This is a genomic window from Shewanella sp. DAU305, from assembly GCF_026802235.1.
Classification (GTDB): domain Bacteria; phylum Pseudomonadota; class Gammaproteobacteria; order Enterobacterales; family Shewanellaceae; genus Shewanella; species Shewanella baltica.
The window spans coordinates 4118277-4137509 of record NZ_CP113808.1; the positions used below are offsets into that span (position 1 = coordinate 4118277).

General features: G+C 46.3%; 16 protein-coding genes. 8 read left to right on the top strand and 8 right to left on the bottom strand.

Annotated elements, in window-relative coordinates; all coding sequences use genetic code 11:
• Positions 1-228: 228 nt before the first annotated feature.
• Together OX890_RS17475 and OX890_RS17480 are read right to left on the bottom strand one after the other, a co-directional pair.
• Positions 229-3387, bottom strand: a complete 3159-nt coding sequence (locus OX890_RS17475) for an efflux RND transporter permease subunit (protein WP_259509274.1) — start codon at positions 3385-3387, stop codon at positions 229-231.
• Between the two features lie 13 nt (positions 3388-3400).
• A complete protein-coding gene (locus tag OX890_RS17480; protein ID WP_268649638.1) occupies positions 3401-4639 on the bottom strand; it encodes an efflux RND transporter periplasmic adaptor subunit in 1239 nt (412 codons plus the stop codon).
• A gap of 626 nt (positions 4640-5265) precedes the next feature.
• Here OX890_RS17480 and OX890_RS17485 point away from each other — a divergent pair.
• Positions 5266-5889, top strand: a complete 624-nt coding sequence (locus tag OX890_RS17485) for a TetR/AcrR family transcriptional regulator (protein WP_011847480.1) — start codon at positions 5266-5268, stop codon at positions 5887-5889.
• A 145-nt stretch (positions 5890-6034) separates the two neighbouring features.
• On the opposite strand, the gene OX890_RS17490 is transcribed toward OX890_RS17485, so the two are convergent.
• Positions 6035-6922 (bottom strand): LysR family transcriptional regulator, encoded by an 888-nt coding sequence (locus OX890_RS17490; RefSeq protein WP_259509276.1) that lies wholly within the window; start codon positions 6920-6922, stop codon positions 6035-6037.
• A gap of 90 nt (positions 6923-7012) precedes the next feature.
• Here OX890_RS17490 and OX890_RS17495 point away from each other — a divergent pair, with 90 nt between their 5' ends.
• Together OX890_RS17495 and OX890_RS17500 are read left to right on the top strand one after the other, a co-directional pair.
• Positions 7013-7447 (top strand): PACE efflux transporter, encoded by a 435-nt coding sequence (locus OX890_RS17495; protein ID WP_006086899.1) that lies wholly within the window; start codon positions 7013-7015, stop codon positions 7445-7447.
• Positions 7448-7778: 331 nt separating this feature from the next.
• Positions 7779-8603, top strand: coding sequence for a substrate-binding periplasmic protein (locus OX890_RS17500; protein ID WP_268649639.1), 825 nt, complete (start codon positions 7779-7781; stop codon positions 8601-8603).
• Between the two features lie 4 nt (positions 8604-8607).
• Here the strand turns inward: OX890_RS17500 and OX890_RS17505 are convergent, their stop codons facing one another.
• Positions 8608-9498 carry a LysR family transcriptional regulator gene (locus tag OX890_RS17505; RefSeq protein WP_071938372.1) on the bottom strand — a complete coding sequence of 297 codons (891 nt, stop codon included), beginning with the start codon at positions 9496-9498 and terminating at the stop codon, positions 8608-8610.
• Between the two features lie 140 nt (positions 9499-9638).
• Between OX890_RS17505 and OX890_RS17510 the strand changes: the two genes are divergently transcribed.
• On the top strand, positions 9639-10895 hold the full coding sequence (locus OX890_RS17510) for an adenylosuccinate synthase (RefSeq protein ID WP_006082670.1): 1257 nt from the start codon (positions 9639-9641) through the stop codon (positions 10893-10895).
• A 165-nt stretch (positions 10896-11060) separates the two neighbouring features.
• On the opposite strand, the gene OX890_RS17515 is transcribed toward OX890_RS17510, so the two are convergent.
• A complete protein-coding gene (locus OX890_RS17515; protein ID WP_006082671.1) occupies positions 11061-12041 on the bottom strand; it encodes a chemotaxis protein in 981 nt (326 codons plus the stop codon).
• A gap of 376 nt (positions 12042-12417) precedes the next feature.
• Here OX890_RS17515 and OX890_RS17520 point away from each other — a divergent pair, with 376 nt between their 5' ends.
• Positions 12418-12849, top strand: a complete 432-nt coding sequence (locus OX890_RS17520; RefSeq protein ID WP_268649640.1) for a thioesterase family protein — start codon at positions 12418-12420, stop codon at positions 12847-12849.
• A gap of 166 nt (positions 12850-13015) precedes the next feature.
• On the opposite strand, the gene OX890_RS17525 is transcribed toward OX890_RS17520, so the two are convergent.
• Both OX890_RS17525 and OX890_RS17530 read right to left on the bottom strand, forming a co-directional pair.
• The gene (locus OX890_RS17525) at positions 13016-14506 is read right to left on the bottom strand and encodes a bifunctional diguanylate cyclase/phosphodiesterase (RefSeq protein ID WP_268649641.1); all 1491 of its coding nucleotides are present in this window, start codon (positions 14504-14506) and stop codon (positions 13016-13018) included.
• A 93-nt stretch (positions 14507-14599) separates the two neighbouring features.
• Positions 14600-15442: an HDOD domain-containing protein gene (locus OX890_RS17530; RefSeq protein ID WP_106651274.1), complete on the bottom strand. Its 843-nt coding sequence runs from the start codon at positions 15440-15442 to the stop codon at positions 14600-14602.
• Between the two features lie 341 nt (positions 15443-15783).
• Between OX890_RS17530 and trhP the strand changes: the two genes are divergently transcribed.
• Together trhP and OX890_RS17540 are read left to right on the top strand one after the other, a co-directional pair.
• Positions 15784-17151: a prephenate-dependent tRNA uridine(34) hydroxylase TrhP gene (trhP, locus tag OX890_RS17535; RefSeq protein WP_106651275.1), complete on the top strand. Its 1368-nt coding sequence runs from the start codon at positions 15784-15786 to the stop codon at positions 17149-17151.
• Between the two features lie 4 nt (positions 17152-17155).
• Complete coding sequence (locus OX890_RS17540; RefSeq protein ID WP_107404010.1) at positions 17156-17404, top strand: YfhL family 4Fe-4S dicluster ferredoxin; 249 nt, start codon at positions 17156-17158, stop codon at positions 17402-17404.
• A gap of 105 nt (positions 17405-17509) precedes the next feature.
• Here the strand turns inward: OX890_RS17540 and ubiT are convergent, their stop codons facing one another.
• The gene (ubiT, locus tag OX890_RS17545; protein ID WP_268649642.1) at positions 17510-18046 is read right to left on the bottom strand and encodes a ubiquinone anaerobic biosynthesis accessory factor UbiT; all 537 of its coding nucleotides are present in this window, start codon (positions 18044-18046) and stop codon (positions 17510-17512) included.
• A gap of 137 nt (positions 18047-18183) precedes the next feature.
• Between ubiT and ubiU the strand changes: the two genes are divergently transcribed.
• The gene (gene ubiU / locus OX890_RS17550; RefSeq protein ID WP_268649643.1) at positions 18184-19194 is read left to right on the top strand and encodes a ubiquinone anaerobic biosynthesis protein UbiU; all 1011 of its coding nucleotides are present in this window, start codon (positions 18184-18186) and stop codon (positions 19192-19194) included.
• The last annotated feature ends 39 nt before the right edge of the window (positions 19195-19233 follow it).

The following is a 19233-nucleotide window of genomic DNA, read 5'->3' on the forward strand; positions in this document are numbered from 1 at the left end:
TAACTAACACACTGATCTGGCAAATGACTTTGTGTTGTTCATAGGTAATTAAAGCAAGCCCATATACTTCTGACTCTATCCATCTTTGACTGTAACTTTACCAGCAATCTAATCTCAAATTATCCCAACTAAAGATAGTCAGGTTTCATATTTTTCGCCGCGAACAAACAAAAAAGGCCTACTTGATGTAGGCCTTTTTTACGCATTTATCCATCGCGGGAAACAAGCTTAACTGACGGTTAGCTCTTTATGCTCTTCGGCTTTTTTACTGCCTCGCTTTGCCAGTGCGTAGTAGAACAATGGCGTTAGGATAAGACCAAACACAGTCACCCCAATCATACCGGCGAATACTGCTACGCCCATGGCTTGACGCATCTCGGCGCCAGCGCCAGTGGAGAACACCATAGGCACTACTCCCATAATAAAGGCGATGGAAGTCATCAAGATAGGACGTAAACGTAATCTTGCTGCCTCTAATATCGCATCCATAGGTGCCATACCGTGATCTTGTTTCTCTTTTGCGAACTCGACAATCAAGATAGCGTTCTTAGTCGCAAGTCCTACCAGCACTATGAGGCCAATTTGGGTGAAGATATTGTTGTCACCACCGTAAATTAACACTCCACTGAGGGCTGAGAGCAAGGTCATTGGAATGATTAAGATAATCGCCAATGGCAAGCTTAAGCTCTCATACTGAGCAGCGAGCACCATGAACACCAGCAAGATCACCAGCGGGAAGACTAACAAGCCCGTATTGCCTGCTAAGATTTGCTGATAAGTTAACTCAGTCCATTCGTAGGTCATACCATTTGGCAGCGTTTCGGCGAGGATTTTCTCAATCGCTGCCTGCGCTTGGCCAGTACTCACACCTGCTGCTGGGCCACCGTTGATTTCAGCGGTCGTAAAGCCGTTATAGTGCATCACTCTGTCTGGGCCTGAGCTTTGGCTGACGTTGATAAACGACCCTAACGGGATCATATCACCATTCAGATTTGGCACCTTCAGCTGACTTATCTGCTGCGGGCTTTGACGGAACGCCTCATCGGCTTGCATATTCACCTGATAGGTTCGACCGAAACGATTGAAATCGTTGACATAGGTCGAGCCCATATAGGTTTGTAATGTCTGGAAGATTTGATCGAGCGACACTGCCTGCTGTTTCGCTTTAGTTCGATCAATATCCAGTTCAAGTTGTGGCACGTTCACCTGATAGCTAGAGAAAATTCCGGCTAATTGAGGATCGGCCCACGCCTTGTACATCACTTGTTGGGTCACCTGATACAAGGCCTCATAACCAAGGTTGGCTCTGTCTTGTATTTGCAGACGGAACCCTCCTATAGTACCGAGGCCTTGCACAGGTGGCGGCGGGAAGATGGCAATAAATGCGTCTTGAATACCAGCAAACTCTTTATTCAATTGTCCAGCAATGGCATTCGCCGACAGCTCTGGACTCTTACGCAATTCAAAATCATCAAGCGCGACAAACACCACGCCTGAGTTAGGACTATTAGTAAAACCGTTGATGCTAAGGCCTGGGAAGGCAATAGAGTGCGCCACACCTGGGTGATTAAGGGCAATCTCAGACATCTTTTTGATAACGGTATCGGTACGTTCAAGGGATGCCGCATCGGGCAACTGAGCAAACGCCACTAAATACTGTTTATCTTGACCCGGTACATAACCCGTTGGTGTATGAGCAAATTGCACGCCCGTTAGCGCTACCATGCCTAAATACACTAGGCCGATAATGCCACCAAAACGGATCACTTTACGCACTAACCAACCATAGCCATCGGATGCACGGCTAAATAAGCGGTTAAAAGGCATGAACAACCAACCACCGAGCAACTTGTCCATTAGACGGGTTAAACCATCCTTCGGCGCATCATGGCTCTTGAGCAATAACGCGGACAATGCCGGACTCAAAGTGAGTGAGTTAATCGCCGAGATAAAGGTCGAAATAGTGATAGTCAAGGCAAACTGTTTATAGAACTGCCCGGTTAAGCCACTCATAAACGCCGTGGGAATAAACACCGCCGCCAGCACTAAGGTGGTTGCCACAATCGGGCCGGTCACTTCTTTCATCGCCTTTTGCGTTGCCGCAACTGGGCTTAAACCAGCGGCAATATTACGCTCGACATTTTCGACCACCACGATTGCATCGTCCACCACAATCCCGATGGCGAGCACGAGTCCAAACAGCGACAGTGCGTTAAGCGAGAAGCCGAGCAAATGCATAAAGGCAAAGGTACCAACTAACGATACAGGCACAGCCACCAGCGGAATAATCGAGGCGCGCCACGTTTGCAAGAACAGCACTACCACTAACACCACCAGCAACACGGCTTCAAGCAAGGTTTTCATCACCGCCTCAATCGAGCCGCGCACGAACACGGTTGGGTCGTAAACGATTTCGTACGTTAATCCTTCAGGGAATCCTTTAGACAATTCAGCCATTTTGGCGCGCACATCATCGGAAATCTGAATCGCATTTGAACCCGATGCTTGGAACACAGGAATCGCCACGGCATCTTTGTTATCCAGCAGTGAGCGCAGCGCATAACTCGTCGCACCTAGCTCGATACGAGCCACATCCTTCAAACGATTCACTTCACCGTTTTGGCCGACTTTGATGATGATATCTTCAAATTCAGACAGTTCAGTTAAACGACCTTTCACGTTAATCAAGAGTTGGAAGTCAGCACTACCACTTGGCTGAGCACCTAAACTGCCCGCTGCCGCCTGTTGGTTTTGCTCGCGCACGGCAGCAATAATGTCCGCAGGTGATAAACCCAGAGCCGAAACTTTATTCGGGTCGAGCCAAATACGCAGGCTGTATTCCCCTGCACCAAACAAGCGTACCGCGCCCACACCTTTAATCCGTGCGAGCTCATCTTTAACGTTCAGCGCCGCATAGTTAGATAAATACAACATGTCATAACGGTTATCCGGTGACAGCAAATGCACCACCATGGTGAGATCCGGCGATGACTTTTCGGTGACTATGCCTAAGCGTTGCACTTCCTGCGGCAGACGTGGCATAGCGCGATCGACTCGGCTCTGCACTTGGGTTTGCGCCCTGTCTACATCTGTGCCAATGGCAAAGGTGATAGTCAAGGTCATGCGTCCATCGGACGTCGCTTGCGATGACATGTACAACATGTCTTCGACGCCGTTGATTTCCTGCTCCAGCGGCGAAGCCACGGTTTCGGCAATCACTTTAGGATTAGCGCCAGGGTAGTTAGCGGTCACCACGACTGTGGGCGGCACAACTTCAGGGTATTCAGTGATCGGCAGTTGCCAAACGGCAATCGCCCCTGTGATAAAAAACAGCAGTGAGAGTACGGCTGCAAATATCGGTCTTTTAATAAAAAACTGCGATAACATGGTGTTCTATTCCTTAACCGCGGCTAGCCGTTTCGACCGCTTGCGCCGTCAAAGTATCTTGGTTTTTATCTAGGATTAACTGGGCTTGGCGTAATGCTTCGAGCTTGTCGCTGTCGACCATTTCAACCATATGCGGATCAATTTGCATCTTAGGACGCACGCGCTGCATACCGTTGACGACGATCTTATCTTCGGCCATCAAACCTTGGGTCACGATGCGCAGTCCTTGGACTTTTTCGCCTAAGGTCACGCCGCGATATTCAACTAAACCATCGGCGCCCACCACTAACACAAACTTATTGTTCAGATCTGTACCAACGGCTTTATCGTCAATCAAGATACCTTCATAAGCGCCGCTACCTGCGGTGCGAAGGCGGGCAAACAAGCCAGGTAATAAGCTATTGTCTTCATTGTCAAAAGAAGCTCTCACGCGAATGGTGCCTGTTTGCTTATCCATCGCATTATCCACAAAGTCGACCATACCGATATGTTGATAATCACGTTCATTGGCTAAAGCCATGTACACAGGGTTGTCGCCAGCGCGGGGATCGTTACGTTTCTTCTCGGCCGTTAATTTCACGTATTTAAGATAGGTTTGCTCATCCACATCGAAATAGGCATACATGCTGGCGGTAGAGACTAAGCTGGTCAGCACACTCTGCCCTGCGGTGACATAATTGCCCGCGGTGACATTCGCGTAGGACACGCGACCATCAATCGGCGCTTGCACTTGGGTATAAGCTAAATCAAGCTCGGCGCGCATCAGTGCCGCTTTCACCGAAGCCACTGCAGCCGCGGTTTGACGTTTGTTTGACTCACGGGTATCGAGTAACTCGGCAGACACCGCTTTTTGGTCAAACAATTTATGGGCTCGTTCGAAGTCATTTGTGGCCAGTTGCTCAGCAGAGATAGCGATAGCAAGATCTGCTTTTAACCGGGCCACTTCCACTTCAAATACGCTCGGGTCGATGCGGAATAACACGTCGCCTTTTTTCACTAAGGCGCCTTCTTTAAAATTCACTGAGTCGATATATCCAGATACACGCGGGATAAGGGTGACACTTTCTGGCGCCTGTAAACGGCCGGTAAACTCATCCCATTCGGTCACTCGCTCATGCAATACTTGGGCGACATCCACCATAGGCGCACTTGGTGCTGGTCCCTGCTGCGCTGTTTGCTCACCACAAGCTGACAGAACGAAAGCGGCCACAGCCGTTAACATCATTATTCGTAAGGGTTTATTGCTCTTCATATTACTATCCTCAAAGTGGCGGGCATGTCACGCTGTTCGAACCACACACATTTAAATACCGACTGGTAAAAAATATTCTGTACTGGACGGTAATATATAGCGTAAAATGACTCTGTCAACAAATTTATGTACCGATTGGTATTAAATTAAAAGCGCGCACTGACCTTTACTTTGCAATGCGCCCTTAGGCGGAAAGCCACAAGTTTGATCTTCAAAGCATTTTTATGAATATTGAGGCGAACGCTGACTGACACGGATTGAATGCTGAACTTAGGTGACACCTTGGATGACTAAGTAACCTGAGCTCGGGATAAGCAGAGCCGCTGAATAGGCATCTTTTCGGGCCTCTCTGCGTTGCTCTGTCTAACCATAGCTCGCTATGGCGTACGACAGAGCGCCTTGATATGCGCAAAAATCTGCGCATTCAGTCAGAAAATAGATTTTTCGTTTCAAATTAATCAATTATATCATTGATTTAATTTGTTAAATTTATATTTTCGACACTCGTCATCCCGAGTTCAGGTTAAGTAGACAAATCCCCTTAGTCGGTCATCAGTCAGCAAGTGTGGCTGGACACGGACTAAACCCATGTCTATCCTAGGGGCAATTGAGAATTGAGGAGCCTAATGATGTCAACCGTCACCCAGACGCCCTGTGTAGGTCGCCCACGTGCCTTCGACACTGACGATGCATTAGCCAAAGCCTTAGAGGTCTTCTGGCGCAAAGGTTTTGAAGGTACATCGTTAACCGATTTAACCCAAGCTATGGGCATTAATAAGCCAAGCCTTTATGCCGCCTTCGGCAATAAAGAACAGTTATTTCTCAAAGCGATAGAATTATATGAACAACGCCCCTGTGCATTTTTCTATCCCGCGCTGGAGCAAAAAACCGCCTATTTAGTGGTCGAGTCAATGCTGCTCGGGGCCGCGAGCTCTTTGGTGGATAAAAGCCATCCGCAGGGATGTTTGATTGTTCAAGGGGCATTAACCTGCAGTGAAGCAGGGCAAGCGATTAAAGACACTTTGATTAATCGTCGCCGCGACGGTGAAATCGCTCTGTGCGAAAGATTGCAACGCGCCAAAGATGAAGGTGATTTGCCCGCAGATGCCGAGCCGTTACTGCTTGCCCGTTATGTCGGCACAGTATTGCAAGGCATGGCCGTACAAGCGACCAGTGGGATTTGCCCGAATGAATTACGCAAAGTCGCCGAGCTAGTGCTCGCTAACTTTCCGCGCAATGATGAGTCCTGACCCATAAACTCTAATGCACAAATCCTAATGCGCACAAACAATAAACCCCAGTTGAGTCCTCACTTAACTGGGGTTTTATTTATGCTTTGCTTTATTTCCGTCCAACCATTTATTTCTGTCCAACCATTTACTTCTGTCCAACCATTTACTTCTGCACAACCAAGAGTTCTCTAAACAGTTGCCTGAGTCGTTTCAATAATGGCAAGCTGCTTTTATCTTGATGCTGGATCACATCGACGTTTGCATACCAGCCTATCTGCTCAAACTCTATAGGGACCCGAGTCAAGTTGCCCGATAAAACTGAGCTGGATGCCATGTGCTCTGGTAACAGACACCAACCATGGCCCTGTAATGCGAGCTCCAATAACACGTAATAGTTATCGGCATACCAAACATCAGGACTGAACGCCTGCTGAAAACTGCTGGTTTTAGTATTACGTGAGCGGATGCATAATTGTCGATACAGTCGCAATGAGTCCATGTTCGGTGCAACTGATTTCGCTAAGGGATGCGAACTCGCCACATACAGATCGAATTCAATCACACCAATACTCTCAAAATCTATACTACTTGGCATAGATAATTCGCTAAAAATCAGTCCTGTAGATGCTCTTCCCGAATGTACCATGTCGATAATATCTATGCTTGAGGCACTGAGAAACTCAAGTTCGATATTAGGGAAATCACTTTCTAACAACTGAATAATTTCCGATATTCTCTGTATCGGAATGCCTTCATCCATCGCAAGGCACACTTCTGAAGATTGACGACTAAAAAGCGATAAGGCGGTATGTTTGAGTCTTCGATGTTGAAGAATCGTCGCTCTTGCGTAGGGCAATAATTTACTGCCTTCGGCCGTTAATACCGGATAACGACCCGAACGGTCAAATAACTCCACCCCACAGTCAATTTCAAGATTCATCACATGCTGGCTAACCACGGATTGTGCTTTCTTCAATTGCCTTGCCGCATTCGAAAATGAACCCGATTCTACGGTTTCCATAAAGGCTTCGAGTTGTTCGAGACTAAACATATCGCTTTTACCGATACTATCTAACTATTAGTTATCCCTATACTAGATAAAATTATGGCCATAGTCACATTGAATGAATGGGAAATAGCCATGAAAACGACAGAACGTATCTTTAACGCCTTACTCTTTGAAGCGATTGCACTCGCAATTATTATCCCGGTTTCTGCCCTCATATCAGGCAAGGGAACCAGTGAGCTTGTCATAGTCGGTATCGCTTTGAGTCTTTATACCGTGGTATGGAACTACTTCTACAACCTAGGATTCGACAGAGTATTTGGGGCAAATCGAGAGCAACGCACTTTAAAAACCCGAATACTGCATACCTTTGGATTTGAAGGGGGACTTATTTTCATTAGCATACCGACCATCGCTTGGTTTTTACAGATAGGCTGGTTGGCAGCCATGGGATTAGAAGCAGTTTTTTTGATCTTTTTCTTCTTCTACAGCACGCTATTCCATTGGTGCTATGACAAGTATCAGCCCTATAAGACTTGGTTTACGATGCAAGCAACCAAGGTCAAATAGCCCTGCCAACATCAACACACCATCAAACGAACCTCACTAAGCACTGTAGCGGTTCGTTTGATGGCAGTTTTGAAACCTATCCATTTCAATTTATTCTACTTAGCAAAAATGCTAAGCCTGTTCATTCGTTGCCCAGCGCAAAATCCCACTTAAATATGGTAAACACAGTAAACGAAAGTAATAGACCCGCACACAGCGAACTGAGGTTGTTGAAATATCCTATAAACATCACAAAAGTACTCGCTATCAATAATTAATATTCAAATCATTAGTCTAGATATAATTCTTTATGCTATAAAAGCCATATATTAAGCTGGGAGATGGAAGCAAAATGCGTGTAGGGAACAGAGTGAAGCTCAGGATGCAGCAGGCATTAAATTTGCCATCAGCATTGATACTTAGCATCGTTTTATTACTCGCATCCATGGCTTATAACATGGCATTCGCCCAAGAAAGCAATGCCGTGCCCGCAGAATCGCAGCCTCAGGCGATAACCTTAGCCGCAGAAGACAGTTGGCCGCCCTTTGCCAATCAATTTGGCCAAGGCATTTCCCATCGTTTAATCCAAGCCGCCTTTAAACAATCGCATATTGAAGTAAATAGCTTAGTCGTGCCCTATTCTCGCGCCTTGATGATGGCGGAAAAAGGCGCCGTAGACGGGGTATTTAACGTCACTCGCGAGAACAGCACCGAACAGCGCTTCATCTTCGGTAAAACCCCATTATTTATCGCCACCGCATCTTTTTATCAAAAGAAACAGAAGCCTATTTTGGCTGATAATAAATGGGCGCTACCTAAAGGCACGGTTATTGGGGTGATTAAAAGCTATGAGTATGGCGATGATTTCCCCAAGTTAGTCAAACAGCAACAGCTCAATATCGTCACCGTCGCCAATCAGCAGCAGCTAATCAATTTATTGTTGATTGGCCGCATAGATGCTGCATTGATGTTCGACTTAGTCGCCAAGGAAAACCTGAAAAAAATGGGCGTGGATGATGACGTCATTCCAGTATTTGCTAACCACAGCAGCGATATTTTTTTGGCATTCTCGAAGGAAAACCCACAGGCACAGACCTTAGCGACCCAACTCGACGCGGGCTTATCACAGCTAAAAGCCACTGGCCAATACGAAAAATTACTCTTAGTCTCAGACTAATCCCCTACCGCTGCGAGCGAATGATCTCTTGATTCACCCAATATAATAGCTGCTTGATGGCCTTAGACAGGATCTGATTCTGGCGCACAATATAGCCCAAACTGGTTGTAGGAAATTGTGGCAGAGGAGTCACTTTAGTGGTCAAATTCGCCTTAGTATAAACCGAAAACTCCGGCACGATCGCCACCCCAAACCCCGCCTCGGCCCAATCGATTTGCGCGTCAACACTGCCCACCTCCATAATCCTGTAATTCGGTAAACTCAGCGACGGCAGTGCGGGATCGAGCAATTCGCGGGTTCGCGTATCATGACCCAGTAAAATCAACGTCGGTTGCTCGGCTAATGGCGTATCCACAGAGAGGTTTGCCTGCTGCCATTGCTGTAAATTGTCCCCTATTGCACACCATTTTATCTGTTGTAACTCAGTAAAATGCAGCGGCTGACTCTCCTTTTGCGCGATCACAAACCCTAAATCGGCCTCAGCATTTTTCACCAGTTCAGAAGCTTGGGATGATGTGGTATTGAGCAGCGAGAAATCGATCCCCGGAAACTCCGCCTTAAAAAGCTGAAACGGCTGGATCAACAATAACCGCGAAATAATGTCGCTGGCGGCAATGGTCAAGGTACCTTGGCTAAGGTCATTAATCGCATTGAGGTCCGCCTGACAAATTTGCAGCTCCATTAACGTTTTCTGACTGCTCTCTAACAGGCGAAATCCCGCTTGCGTTAATCGAAAAGGATTGCGGTCAATCAGCTTGACTCGAGTGCTTTGCTCTAACTGCTTAATATGCAAGCTAACATTGGGCTGCGTCATATGCAGCGCCGTGGCCGCTTTGCCAAAATGCTTATGTTCAGCCAAAGTCACAAAGGTCTTTAACCAATGGATATCGAGCATAAAACCTCCTTTTGCTGCGTGTTAGCGTTAATTATAGCCAATGATATATGAAATCCTTATTGAGATGATAAACATAATTAATTTCTCTTATTCAAATGACGGGTCTAGCATAGCGTCTTAATCAATGAGGAGATGTTGTTATGCCGTCGATCGTGGTTGTGGGTGCAAATTGGGGTGATGAAGGCAAAGGCCGCATCGTAGATTATTTAGCCGCGGATGCCGCTGCCAGTATTCGCTTTCAAGGCGGTAACAACGCCGGACATACCGTAGTCAACGACTATGGCACCTTTAAATTACACCAATTACCGAGTGGCATTTTCAACCCTAACTGCATTGCAGTATTAGGCCCTGGCATGGTGATCAGTCCAGAAAAGCTCAGCATTGAAATTGCTGAAGTACAAGCGACTGGTGTTGATGTTAAGTTATGCATTTCTGACCGTGCGACCCTGTGCTTACCTTTGCATGCATTAGAAGATACCTTAGAAGAACAACGTCTTGGCGATTTAGCCTATGGTTCAACCCGTCAAGGGATTGCACCTGCCTATGGTGATCGCGTGATGAAAAAAGGCATTTTAGTCGGTTGGTTAAACCAACCTGAAGTGCTGCAAGAACGTATTCAATTTATGCTCGACTGGAAAATGCCACAATTAAAGGCACTTTATCCAAGCTGCGATTTTAATCAAACCGCCGCTGAAATGACCGCATGGTTGTTAGAAGTGACTGCGCCATGGCGTCCATTTATTTGTAATGTGACTGAGCCATTAAAAGCATTACAAAAACAAGATGCAAGCTTACTGTTTGAAGCGCAATTAGGTGCTGGCCGCGACTTAGTCTACGGCGAATATCCTTATACCACCTCATCAAACGTGACTGCGGCTTACGCAGGTATCGGTAGTGGTTTACCTGCCCTGCGCCCAGAGCGCGTGATTGCTGTGGCGAAAGCCTTTAGCTCATCTGTGGGTACTGGCACTTTAGTGACAGCTATGGAAGAGCAAGACGCTTTCCGTGAAAACGCCAATGAATTTGGTGCAACCACAGGCCGTCCACGTGACATGGGTTACTTCGATGCTGTTGCCACCCGTAATGGTGTGGAGCTGCAAGCGGCAACTGAAATTGCCCTGACTAAGATTGATTGCCTGTCAGGCATGAAAGATCTGAAAATCTGCGTAGCCTATGAAGGTGAACACACTGAGAACCCAATTTGGCCACAAACTGCCGCGTTGAGCCCAGTGTATGAGCAAATGCCAAGCTGGAGCGAAGATATTACCGGTTGTCGCACCTTCGAGAGCCTGCCAGTGGCAGCACAACACTATGTTGAACGTATTGAAGCCCTAATGGGTGTGCGCGTTAGCATGGTTTCTGTTGGACCTGAGCGCGATCAAATGATCATCCGCTAGTCGCGAAGTTTACCCTACAAAAAAGCCATATTCGCTTCGTTGAATATGGCTTTTTACTTTTATATCGTTTGTCATTGAAGAATCTCTCAAAACCTTGGTAGCTGCGATTCACATATCTAGTACTAAGTATCTGATATTCAAATATCGCAGCGTAATGAAATGGCATTACTCTTCGAATACGTATTTATCTATCATACCGACCATACGGCCAATTTCTGGTTTAGTAATAGTGTCATTTGCCCCCAAGGCCATCGCTTTTGTGCGGTTATCCTCGCTCATTAAGGAAGAAAACATCACAATCGGCATTTGTTGGTATGCCTTGGATTCTCTTAATCGTTTAACCAGATGCATCCCATCCATCCGAGGCATTTCAACGTCCGTGATAACAGCACTGACAAAATCAGAAATAGAGGCATTATCTTGCTCAGCCAGGCTCTCAAATTCCATTAGCATTTCAAGAGCATCACCACCATCTTTAGCGGTGATAATGTTGTAGCCTGCGCTACGGAGCGTATTTTCAATCATTTTACGAATGAAGGCAGAGTCATCGACGATTAAAATCGTTTTCGCTTCACGTTTGGCCAGCATTTTGTCATTAATCAGCACACTCCTATCGAGCGTGACATCGTACTTATCCATACTCAGTTCAGGATTGATATCGGCAATAATCTTCTCAAAATCCAATATCATAATCAGCATACCATCACGGCGAACCACAGCAACGACACAATCATTTTCACCCGCTTCTAAAAATTGACTCGGCGATTCAACTTGCTCCCACGACACACGATGAATGCTACGAACACTATCAATTAAGAAACCATTAATCATCTTATTAAAATCAGTGACGATAACGACTTTGTGGGTTAAATCCTCCGGTGTAGATATTCCGAGCCAACCGGCAAGATCGACTAAAGGGATCAGCTTTTCTCGCAACGAGAACACCCCCACCATGTGCGGCTGAGCATTGGGGTAATCAGAGGTTTCTGGCACCCTAATCACTTCCCTCACTTTGGCGACATTGATCCCGTAATGACACACCTTATGGCCACCGTTAGGGAGTATCTTATGCAGATGAAACTCAATAATTTCGAGTTCATTTGTGCCACTTTCGGTCAATATTTCTGATTTTTTTATTTCGCTCATATAAAGCTCTCAACCTAGCAAATCAACATAAGAAAGGTATTCCAGCTATCAGTATAGGAAGTGATTAATGATTTAGGCACGCACTTAGACACGATAGTGTGATTTTACTGCCTGATTAGCGTGATATTTCTTGATCATGGGTTGATCAGAGGCTTACTTTTATCGATAAAATAGGAAAACGTCCCATAATCGAATCTCATTGCTTTTTAGCAGTCACATTTCAATCATGATCAAGCTAACCCTGCCTGTCGCCAACCTCAAATAGCCTTTGCGTTTCACACAACAGCGCTTTTGTATCTCCGTTTTAAAGGTTTTGTTTAAAGAGATAAGCCGCTAAACTATTGCGCAATAAAACTATCTAAAATAGCCGTAACCCATGCCGCAATTTAGCCCGACCTTCTCCTTCCCAGTGCAAATCTACTATGAAGATACTGATTTTTCTGGCGTGGTGTATCACCCTAACTTTTTGAAATACTTCGAGCGTGCCCGCGAGCATGTGATTGGTGCCGAGCGTTTAAGTGCGTTGTGGCAACAAAACCAACTGGGTTTTGCTGTGTATCGTAGCGATATGCTGTGCCATGACGGGGTGGAGTTTGCCGATATTATCGATGTGCGCACTAAGTTTTACTTCGAAAGTAAGTACCGCACTGTGTGGCAGCAGGAGATTTGGCGTCCACAAGGTAAAAAGCCTGCCGTCACCGCCACCATTGAAATGGTGTGTATGAATCAAGCTCGCCAATTAGCGCCTATGCCGGCGGAGTTAATCGCCGTTTTAAGCCAAGGTTTTGCCTCAAAGGTGCAAAACTAATACGGACGATTTGACTAAAGCGATAATGAATATCGTTAGAGCCCCATAGGAATGGGGCGAGCAACGACTCATTAAAGCTGCCCTAACGTTAATTGCTCCTAACGTTAATTGATGTCGGATTTACTGGGTTTAACATTACTCAGAGTTGGTTTAATGAATGGCTGATTTAAATGTGATGCAGCTTAGCCCAATTCATTTCAAGTTCTGCTGCTCTCATAGGCTTAGCATAATACATGCCTTGTAGGGTATCGACGCCCATAGCGACGAGTATTTCTCTAATTTCAAGGGTTTCAATCCCTTCGACAGTCACCTCATAACCGAGTTTTTTAGCAATATTAATACTGGCTTCGAGGATATATTCCGACGGTTTATCCTGCTCAAGATCCTTTAAAAAGGCTTTATCGATTTTGACTTCATTGACGGGTAGATGTTTCAAGTAAGCCAGTGAAGAATGACCGGTACCAAAATCATCAATTGCGAGCCTAACCCCTAACGCACGAATTTTATCTAAGGTTTCGACCGCCTTAGTTAAATCCGCCATTAAGGTACTTTCCGTAATTTCAATCATTAAGGATTCGGGCGGAAGTTTGTAATGCGCTAATCTCGCCGCAATTTCTTGGGGCAAGGTTTCACTGTCAAGATCCCGTGTAGAGAGATTGACTGCAACGCACAATTGTATTCCTGCCGCGCGCCATTTTGCCTGCTGCGCTAAAACCTGATCGAGTGCCCATTGGCTCACTAAATCAATCATGCCGGCATATTCGGCTAAAGGGATAAACTCGCCAGGAGAAATAACCCCAAGCTCGTCGTGTTCCCAGCGCATCAAGGCTTCAACCTGAAAACACCGTCCCGTCGCAATATCCTGTTTCGCTTGATATACCATATACACTTGGTTGCGTTGCAAGCCTTTAGGCAAGCTATCGATAATTCTCAGTTCTCTTAACTGTTGAATATCATCATTCTCGGCATAGTAAGCAATCGCGCTACGAGAGTGGCGGGCTTTCTTCAGCGCCAAATCGACGCGACGTAACATCTGGCTCGTATCGGCGTGGTGTTCTTGTAAATGCACACAACCGATTTGAAGTTTAACGCTGACTGGCGTGTTCTTAATGCTAAAAGGCACCTGCAAACGGCCTCTCAAATGGACTAATTGCTCCTCAGTCAACGCTTGCTCGTAATATAGGCAAAATTCATCACCATTGAGCCGTGCGATTAACCTTGGGGATAAACTTAAGCTGTTTAACCGTTCCGCAAATTGCTTTAGCAGGATATCGCCAAACACAAACCCAAAGAGATCATTCACATAGCGAAATCGATAAATATCAATCAGCACTAATGTCCCTTGAGTCAGCGGCATCATGGAGGTCAGCGCACGTTTCAGGCCGACCCGGTTTACCAGTCCAGTCAGTTTATCCTTACCCACGCTTGCGGGTAAGGCCTTCAATAATTCATTTAAGGTATGGTAGAGCGGCGCAAACTCTTGGGGAACCGTGCCAAGGTTTAATGCTTGGCGTTCAATCTTTTGTTGCTCTAATTGGAGACAAAGCTGTGCTAAGAATTTTTGCTGCGACCGTAGCGATCTATATTTTGCCTGCAGTATATACAATGAAAATATCAATAAAATGAGAGAAGCAACAACTAACCCGATTTCGAACATATCTTGGCCTCTGCTTTACCGCGTAAGCTTTTTATCGAATGGCACTGCAATTCAGTGTTCACGTGCCATTTGAGTTCCATTTAGGCCTAACGATTATTGGTAACTTTCTCTAATTGAATGGAATTTTTCCATAAACTCATCACTGGCTAAATCATCGGTTGTCACGGGTAAACCGCGGGCGACAAACACACCAAGACGTTGTTCTAACTCAGTGCCTGCACGTAATTCACCGGTATAGAAGGCCGCTGCACGGATAAAGTCGAGATAGGTGACGTGATCGGGCAGATAAGGTAAATCGGCCCAGCGCTCAACCACTTCCATCACTTCGGTAGAAAAATCCCAACTCTTTAACACAGCACGACCTAATGGCCCCTGCATTTTACGAACAAGCGCGCGTAATTGATCAATGCTGGTAAATAAATGTGGATTAGCCTCGGCTTCCGTCAATACAGGCAAGGCGCCAATGTTATGCACGAGTCCAGCTAAGGTTAAGGTGTCGAAATTTAATCGACTACTTGAATGACGTTTGTTATACATCTGCAACATGGAACAAGCGGCGGCGGTCACATCAATTGAGGTGCGCCATACTTCATCCATCACTTCCCACACCATTTCATTGGTGGAAATGAACAATTGCTCCATTGCCACTGACGTTGCAATGCTTTTAATTTGAATTAACCCAATGCGTGAAACCGCACTATTAATGCTTTCAGCGGGTACACCTCGGCTGTATAAGGCGCTATTGGCCACCTTAATGATACGGGCAGAAATCGCCGCATCTTGGCCGATCACTTCAGCCACTTGTTTAAGGCTCGCATCGGAGCGTCCGACCACTTCTTGCACCCGCATCGCCACTTCAGGCAACGTCGGTAGCACTAAGGCATCATCTTTTAGTTTTTTTAATAAACTGACTAACAGTAGATGTTCGGTAGACATCTTAGCTCCCATCAATCTGTAAACATGAACATTGGATAGTTGGAGTATATCAGCTGACCGTCATTAGATACGTAGAAAAAAGCAACGGACGTTAATAAATTGTATGATTGCGTTATCAATTTTGGCTTAATTATCGGCTGTAATCTTCTGCATCAATCATCACCAGAGCTGAAATGTTTCTCGCTGCTTGCTCAAAGCTAAACGCGCTATATTCGTAAAATGTGAAGTACCACTAAAGTTAGTAAGGGCAATTTGCATAACCCTACTTTCATTGTGTAAAATCCCGCCCCCGCGCACCGCGCCATTTATTCATCGATTAATTAACCAATTTGAGAGTGATTATGTTTAAACCTGAGCTGCTGTCTCCAGCTGGAACCCTGAAAAACATGCGCTACGCCTTTGCCTATGGTGCAGATGCCGTGTATGCCGGTCAGCCGAGATATAGCCTAAGGGTACGTAACAATGACTTCAAAATGGAAAACCTTGCCACAGGCATACAAGAAGCCCATGCGCTGGGTAAAAAGCTGTATGTTGTGAGCAACATAGCGCCCCACAATGCCAAGCTAAAAACCTATATCAAGGACATGGAACCCGTAGTGGCGATGAAGCCAGACGCGCTGATCATGTCCGATCCGGGTTTAATCATGATGGTACGTGAAGCGTTTCCCGATCAAGTGGTGCATTTATCCGTACAAGCCAATGCCATCAACTGGGCCTCGGTCAAGTTTTGGCAAACCCAAGGCATCAAACGCGTGATCCTGTCGCGCGAATTATCCTTAGATGAAATCGAAGAAATTCGTCAACGCTGCCCAGATATAGAACTCGAAGTGTTTGTGCATGGCGCCCTCTGCATGGCGTATTCAGGTCGTTGTTTACTCTCGGGTTATATCAACAAACGCGATCCAAACCAAGGCACTTGTACTAATGCTTGTCGCTGGAAATACGACGTGCACGAAGCGCAGCAAAACGACAGCGGCGACATCATTGCCATGCCTAATGCAGTACAAATCGAAACTCCGACGACTTTAGGTGCAGGTGCGCCCACGGATCAAATCTTCCTACTACAGGAAGCCAATCGTCCCGGCGAATACATGCCAGCCTTTGAAGATGAGCATGGTACTTATATCATGAACTCTAAGGACTTACGTGCTATTCAACACGTTGAGCGCCTGACCAAAATGGGTATAGACTCACTTAAAATTGAAGGGCGCACTAAGTCTTTCTATTACGTCGCCCGCACCGCACAGTTGTATCGCCGCGCGATTGAAGATGCTTCATCGGGTAAAGATTTCGACCGCAGCCTAATGAATCAATTAGAGGGACTCGCCCACCGTGGTTATACCGAAGGCTTTTTGCGTCGTCATGTGCATGATGAATATCAAAATTATGACTATGGCTACTCAGTCAGCGACACCCAACAATTTGTGGGTGAACTGACGGGCAAACGCAACCTGGCGGGATTGGCTGAAATCGAAGTGAAGAACAAGTTTTCCGTTGGCGACAGTGTCGAGCTGATGACGCCGCAGGGTAATATCAGTCTGACGATTGAACAACTCGAGAATCGCAAGTCAGAAGCGGTTGAAGCGGGCTTAGGTTCGGGGCACACTGTGTATCTGCCCGTGCCAAAAGAAGTCGATTTGAGCCACGGTATTTTGCTGCGTAACCTGCCTCAGGGCCAGGACACTCGCAACCCACATGAACTAGGTTAAGGTCATGGCATTACTGATCGACGATAGCTGCATCAACTGCGACATGTGTGAGCCTGAGTGTCCTAATCAGGCCATCACTATGGGCGAAGAGATCTATGAAATCGATCCCGACCGCTGCACCGAATGCGTGGGGCATTACGACAAACCCACTTGCGTGTCAGTCTGCCCAATCGATTGCATCGACCCAGATCCAAACCGCGTCGAATCCAACGACGAACTGTTAGTGAAATTTGCCGTGTTAACGCAAAAGTAAACTTAACAGCGACACAAAATTATTAATAGCAAACAGTTTCAAAAAAGCCCCGATGATTTCTCATCGGGGCTTTTTGTTTTATATCTTCGGAACACAAAGTTAGAATTAATTAAAACTTGGAGACTTAGCAAGGATAACCGTTGGTTTTGCTTCGATTTGTAAACGCTCAATCACAGCGGCGAGTTTTGCAATGCTGAGGCGAATTGGGGTCGGCATACTGGCAAATTCGATACTGAGCAGCAGGTTTTTCACTTCGAGCCCTAATTCTGTATCGCCTTCAATACTCAACTTACGCTGGAAGAATAGCGTGTCGGGATCTTCCTTTGCTGCTGCCACTAACACCAATTCAGCTGAGTTGGCACTAAAGCTCACCTGCGCGTCGGTCAACTCTCTGACTTGCCACTTGCCATTAAAACTCACCTCAAAGGCCAGATTTAAATCATCCACTCGGATCGCAACCCATTTATCACTCAAAAATCCGAGTTCATCGTCTGCTGCTTGCTCAGCGAGTAACAGCCCAAGTAATTGGGTGATCACTTTCGCTTTGAGGCTAAAGGGCATTTTAGCAAGGGGAAAGCCAATGGCTTTTGGAGTGAATTCTAAAAGTTGCTGAGCGATTTTTGCGGAAAAAACAGCGGACATGGCGTAAACCCTACAAGAATAAAACATATATATCCCAGTTTATCGGGATTTTATGATCTTAAACCTGTTTTAAATCAATTCATCGCCATTCAATCTTACCTACACTCAGCGGCTATCATTTTATCGGGAGCATCACTATGGAGCTGTTGTGTCCAGCAGGAAATCTGGCCTCGCTAAAGTCGGCATTACATGCCGGAGCCGACGCTGTGTATCTAGGACTAAAAGACGACACCAACGCCCGCTCGTTTGCAGGATTAAACTTTACCCCCGCAAAGTTGCAAGAAGCCACTGAGCTGACGCAAAAGCACGGCAAGAAAATTTTTTTGACCTTAAATACCTTTCCAAAACCCGGTGAAGAGCACCGCTGGTATCAGGCCATTGATTTAGCGGCAAAACTGGGTATGGATGCATTAATTGTCGCCGATCTTTCTTTACTCGATTATGCCCATAGGCACTATCCCAAGCTGCCACTGCATTTATCGGTGCAGGCCAGCGCGACCAATCTGGGCGCGCTGAGCTTTTATAAGGAAGCTTTTAACATCGCCCGAGTCGTGTTGCCGCGGGTGTTATCGATAAAACAAGTGCGTGACCTTGCCAAGGTTAGCCCAGTGGATTTAGAAGTGTTCGCCTTCGGTAGCCTGTGCATTATGGCCGAAGGCCGTTGCCAGCTGTCGTCCTATGTGACGGGTCAATCGCCCAACACCGGCGGCTCTTGTTCACCGGCAAAACACGTGCGCTGGCAGGAAGAAGGTCAGAACCGATTAACGCTGCTCAATGATGTGTTGATTGATAAGTCGGCCCTCGATGAACAGATGGGTTATCCCGTGGTATGTAAAGGCCGTTACATCACGGAAGATCAAGATTCGCCGCAGTATTTACTCGAATCACCAACCAGTTTGAATACCTTAAGTCTACTGCCAGAACTCGCCAAGGCGGGCATAGTGTCGCTAAAAATCGAAGGCCGCCAACGCAGCCCGGCCTATGTTGAGCAAGTTACGAGAGTTTGGCGCCAAGCCATAGACACCTATCGAGATAACCCCGAACTGTACTCAACAAGCCAAAACCAACCCCATTGGGAACAAGCCCTTGCAAAAGTTTCCGAGGGTCAAATCACCACACTTGGCGCCTACGAGCGTGATTGGCAATAAAGGTTAATGGACAGAGCGCCAGATTAACAAAGGATAAGT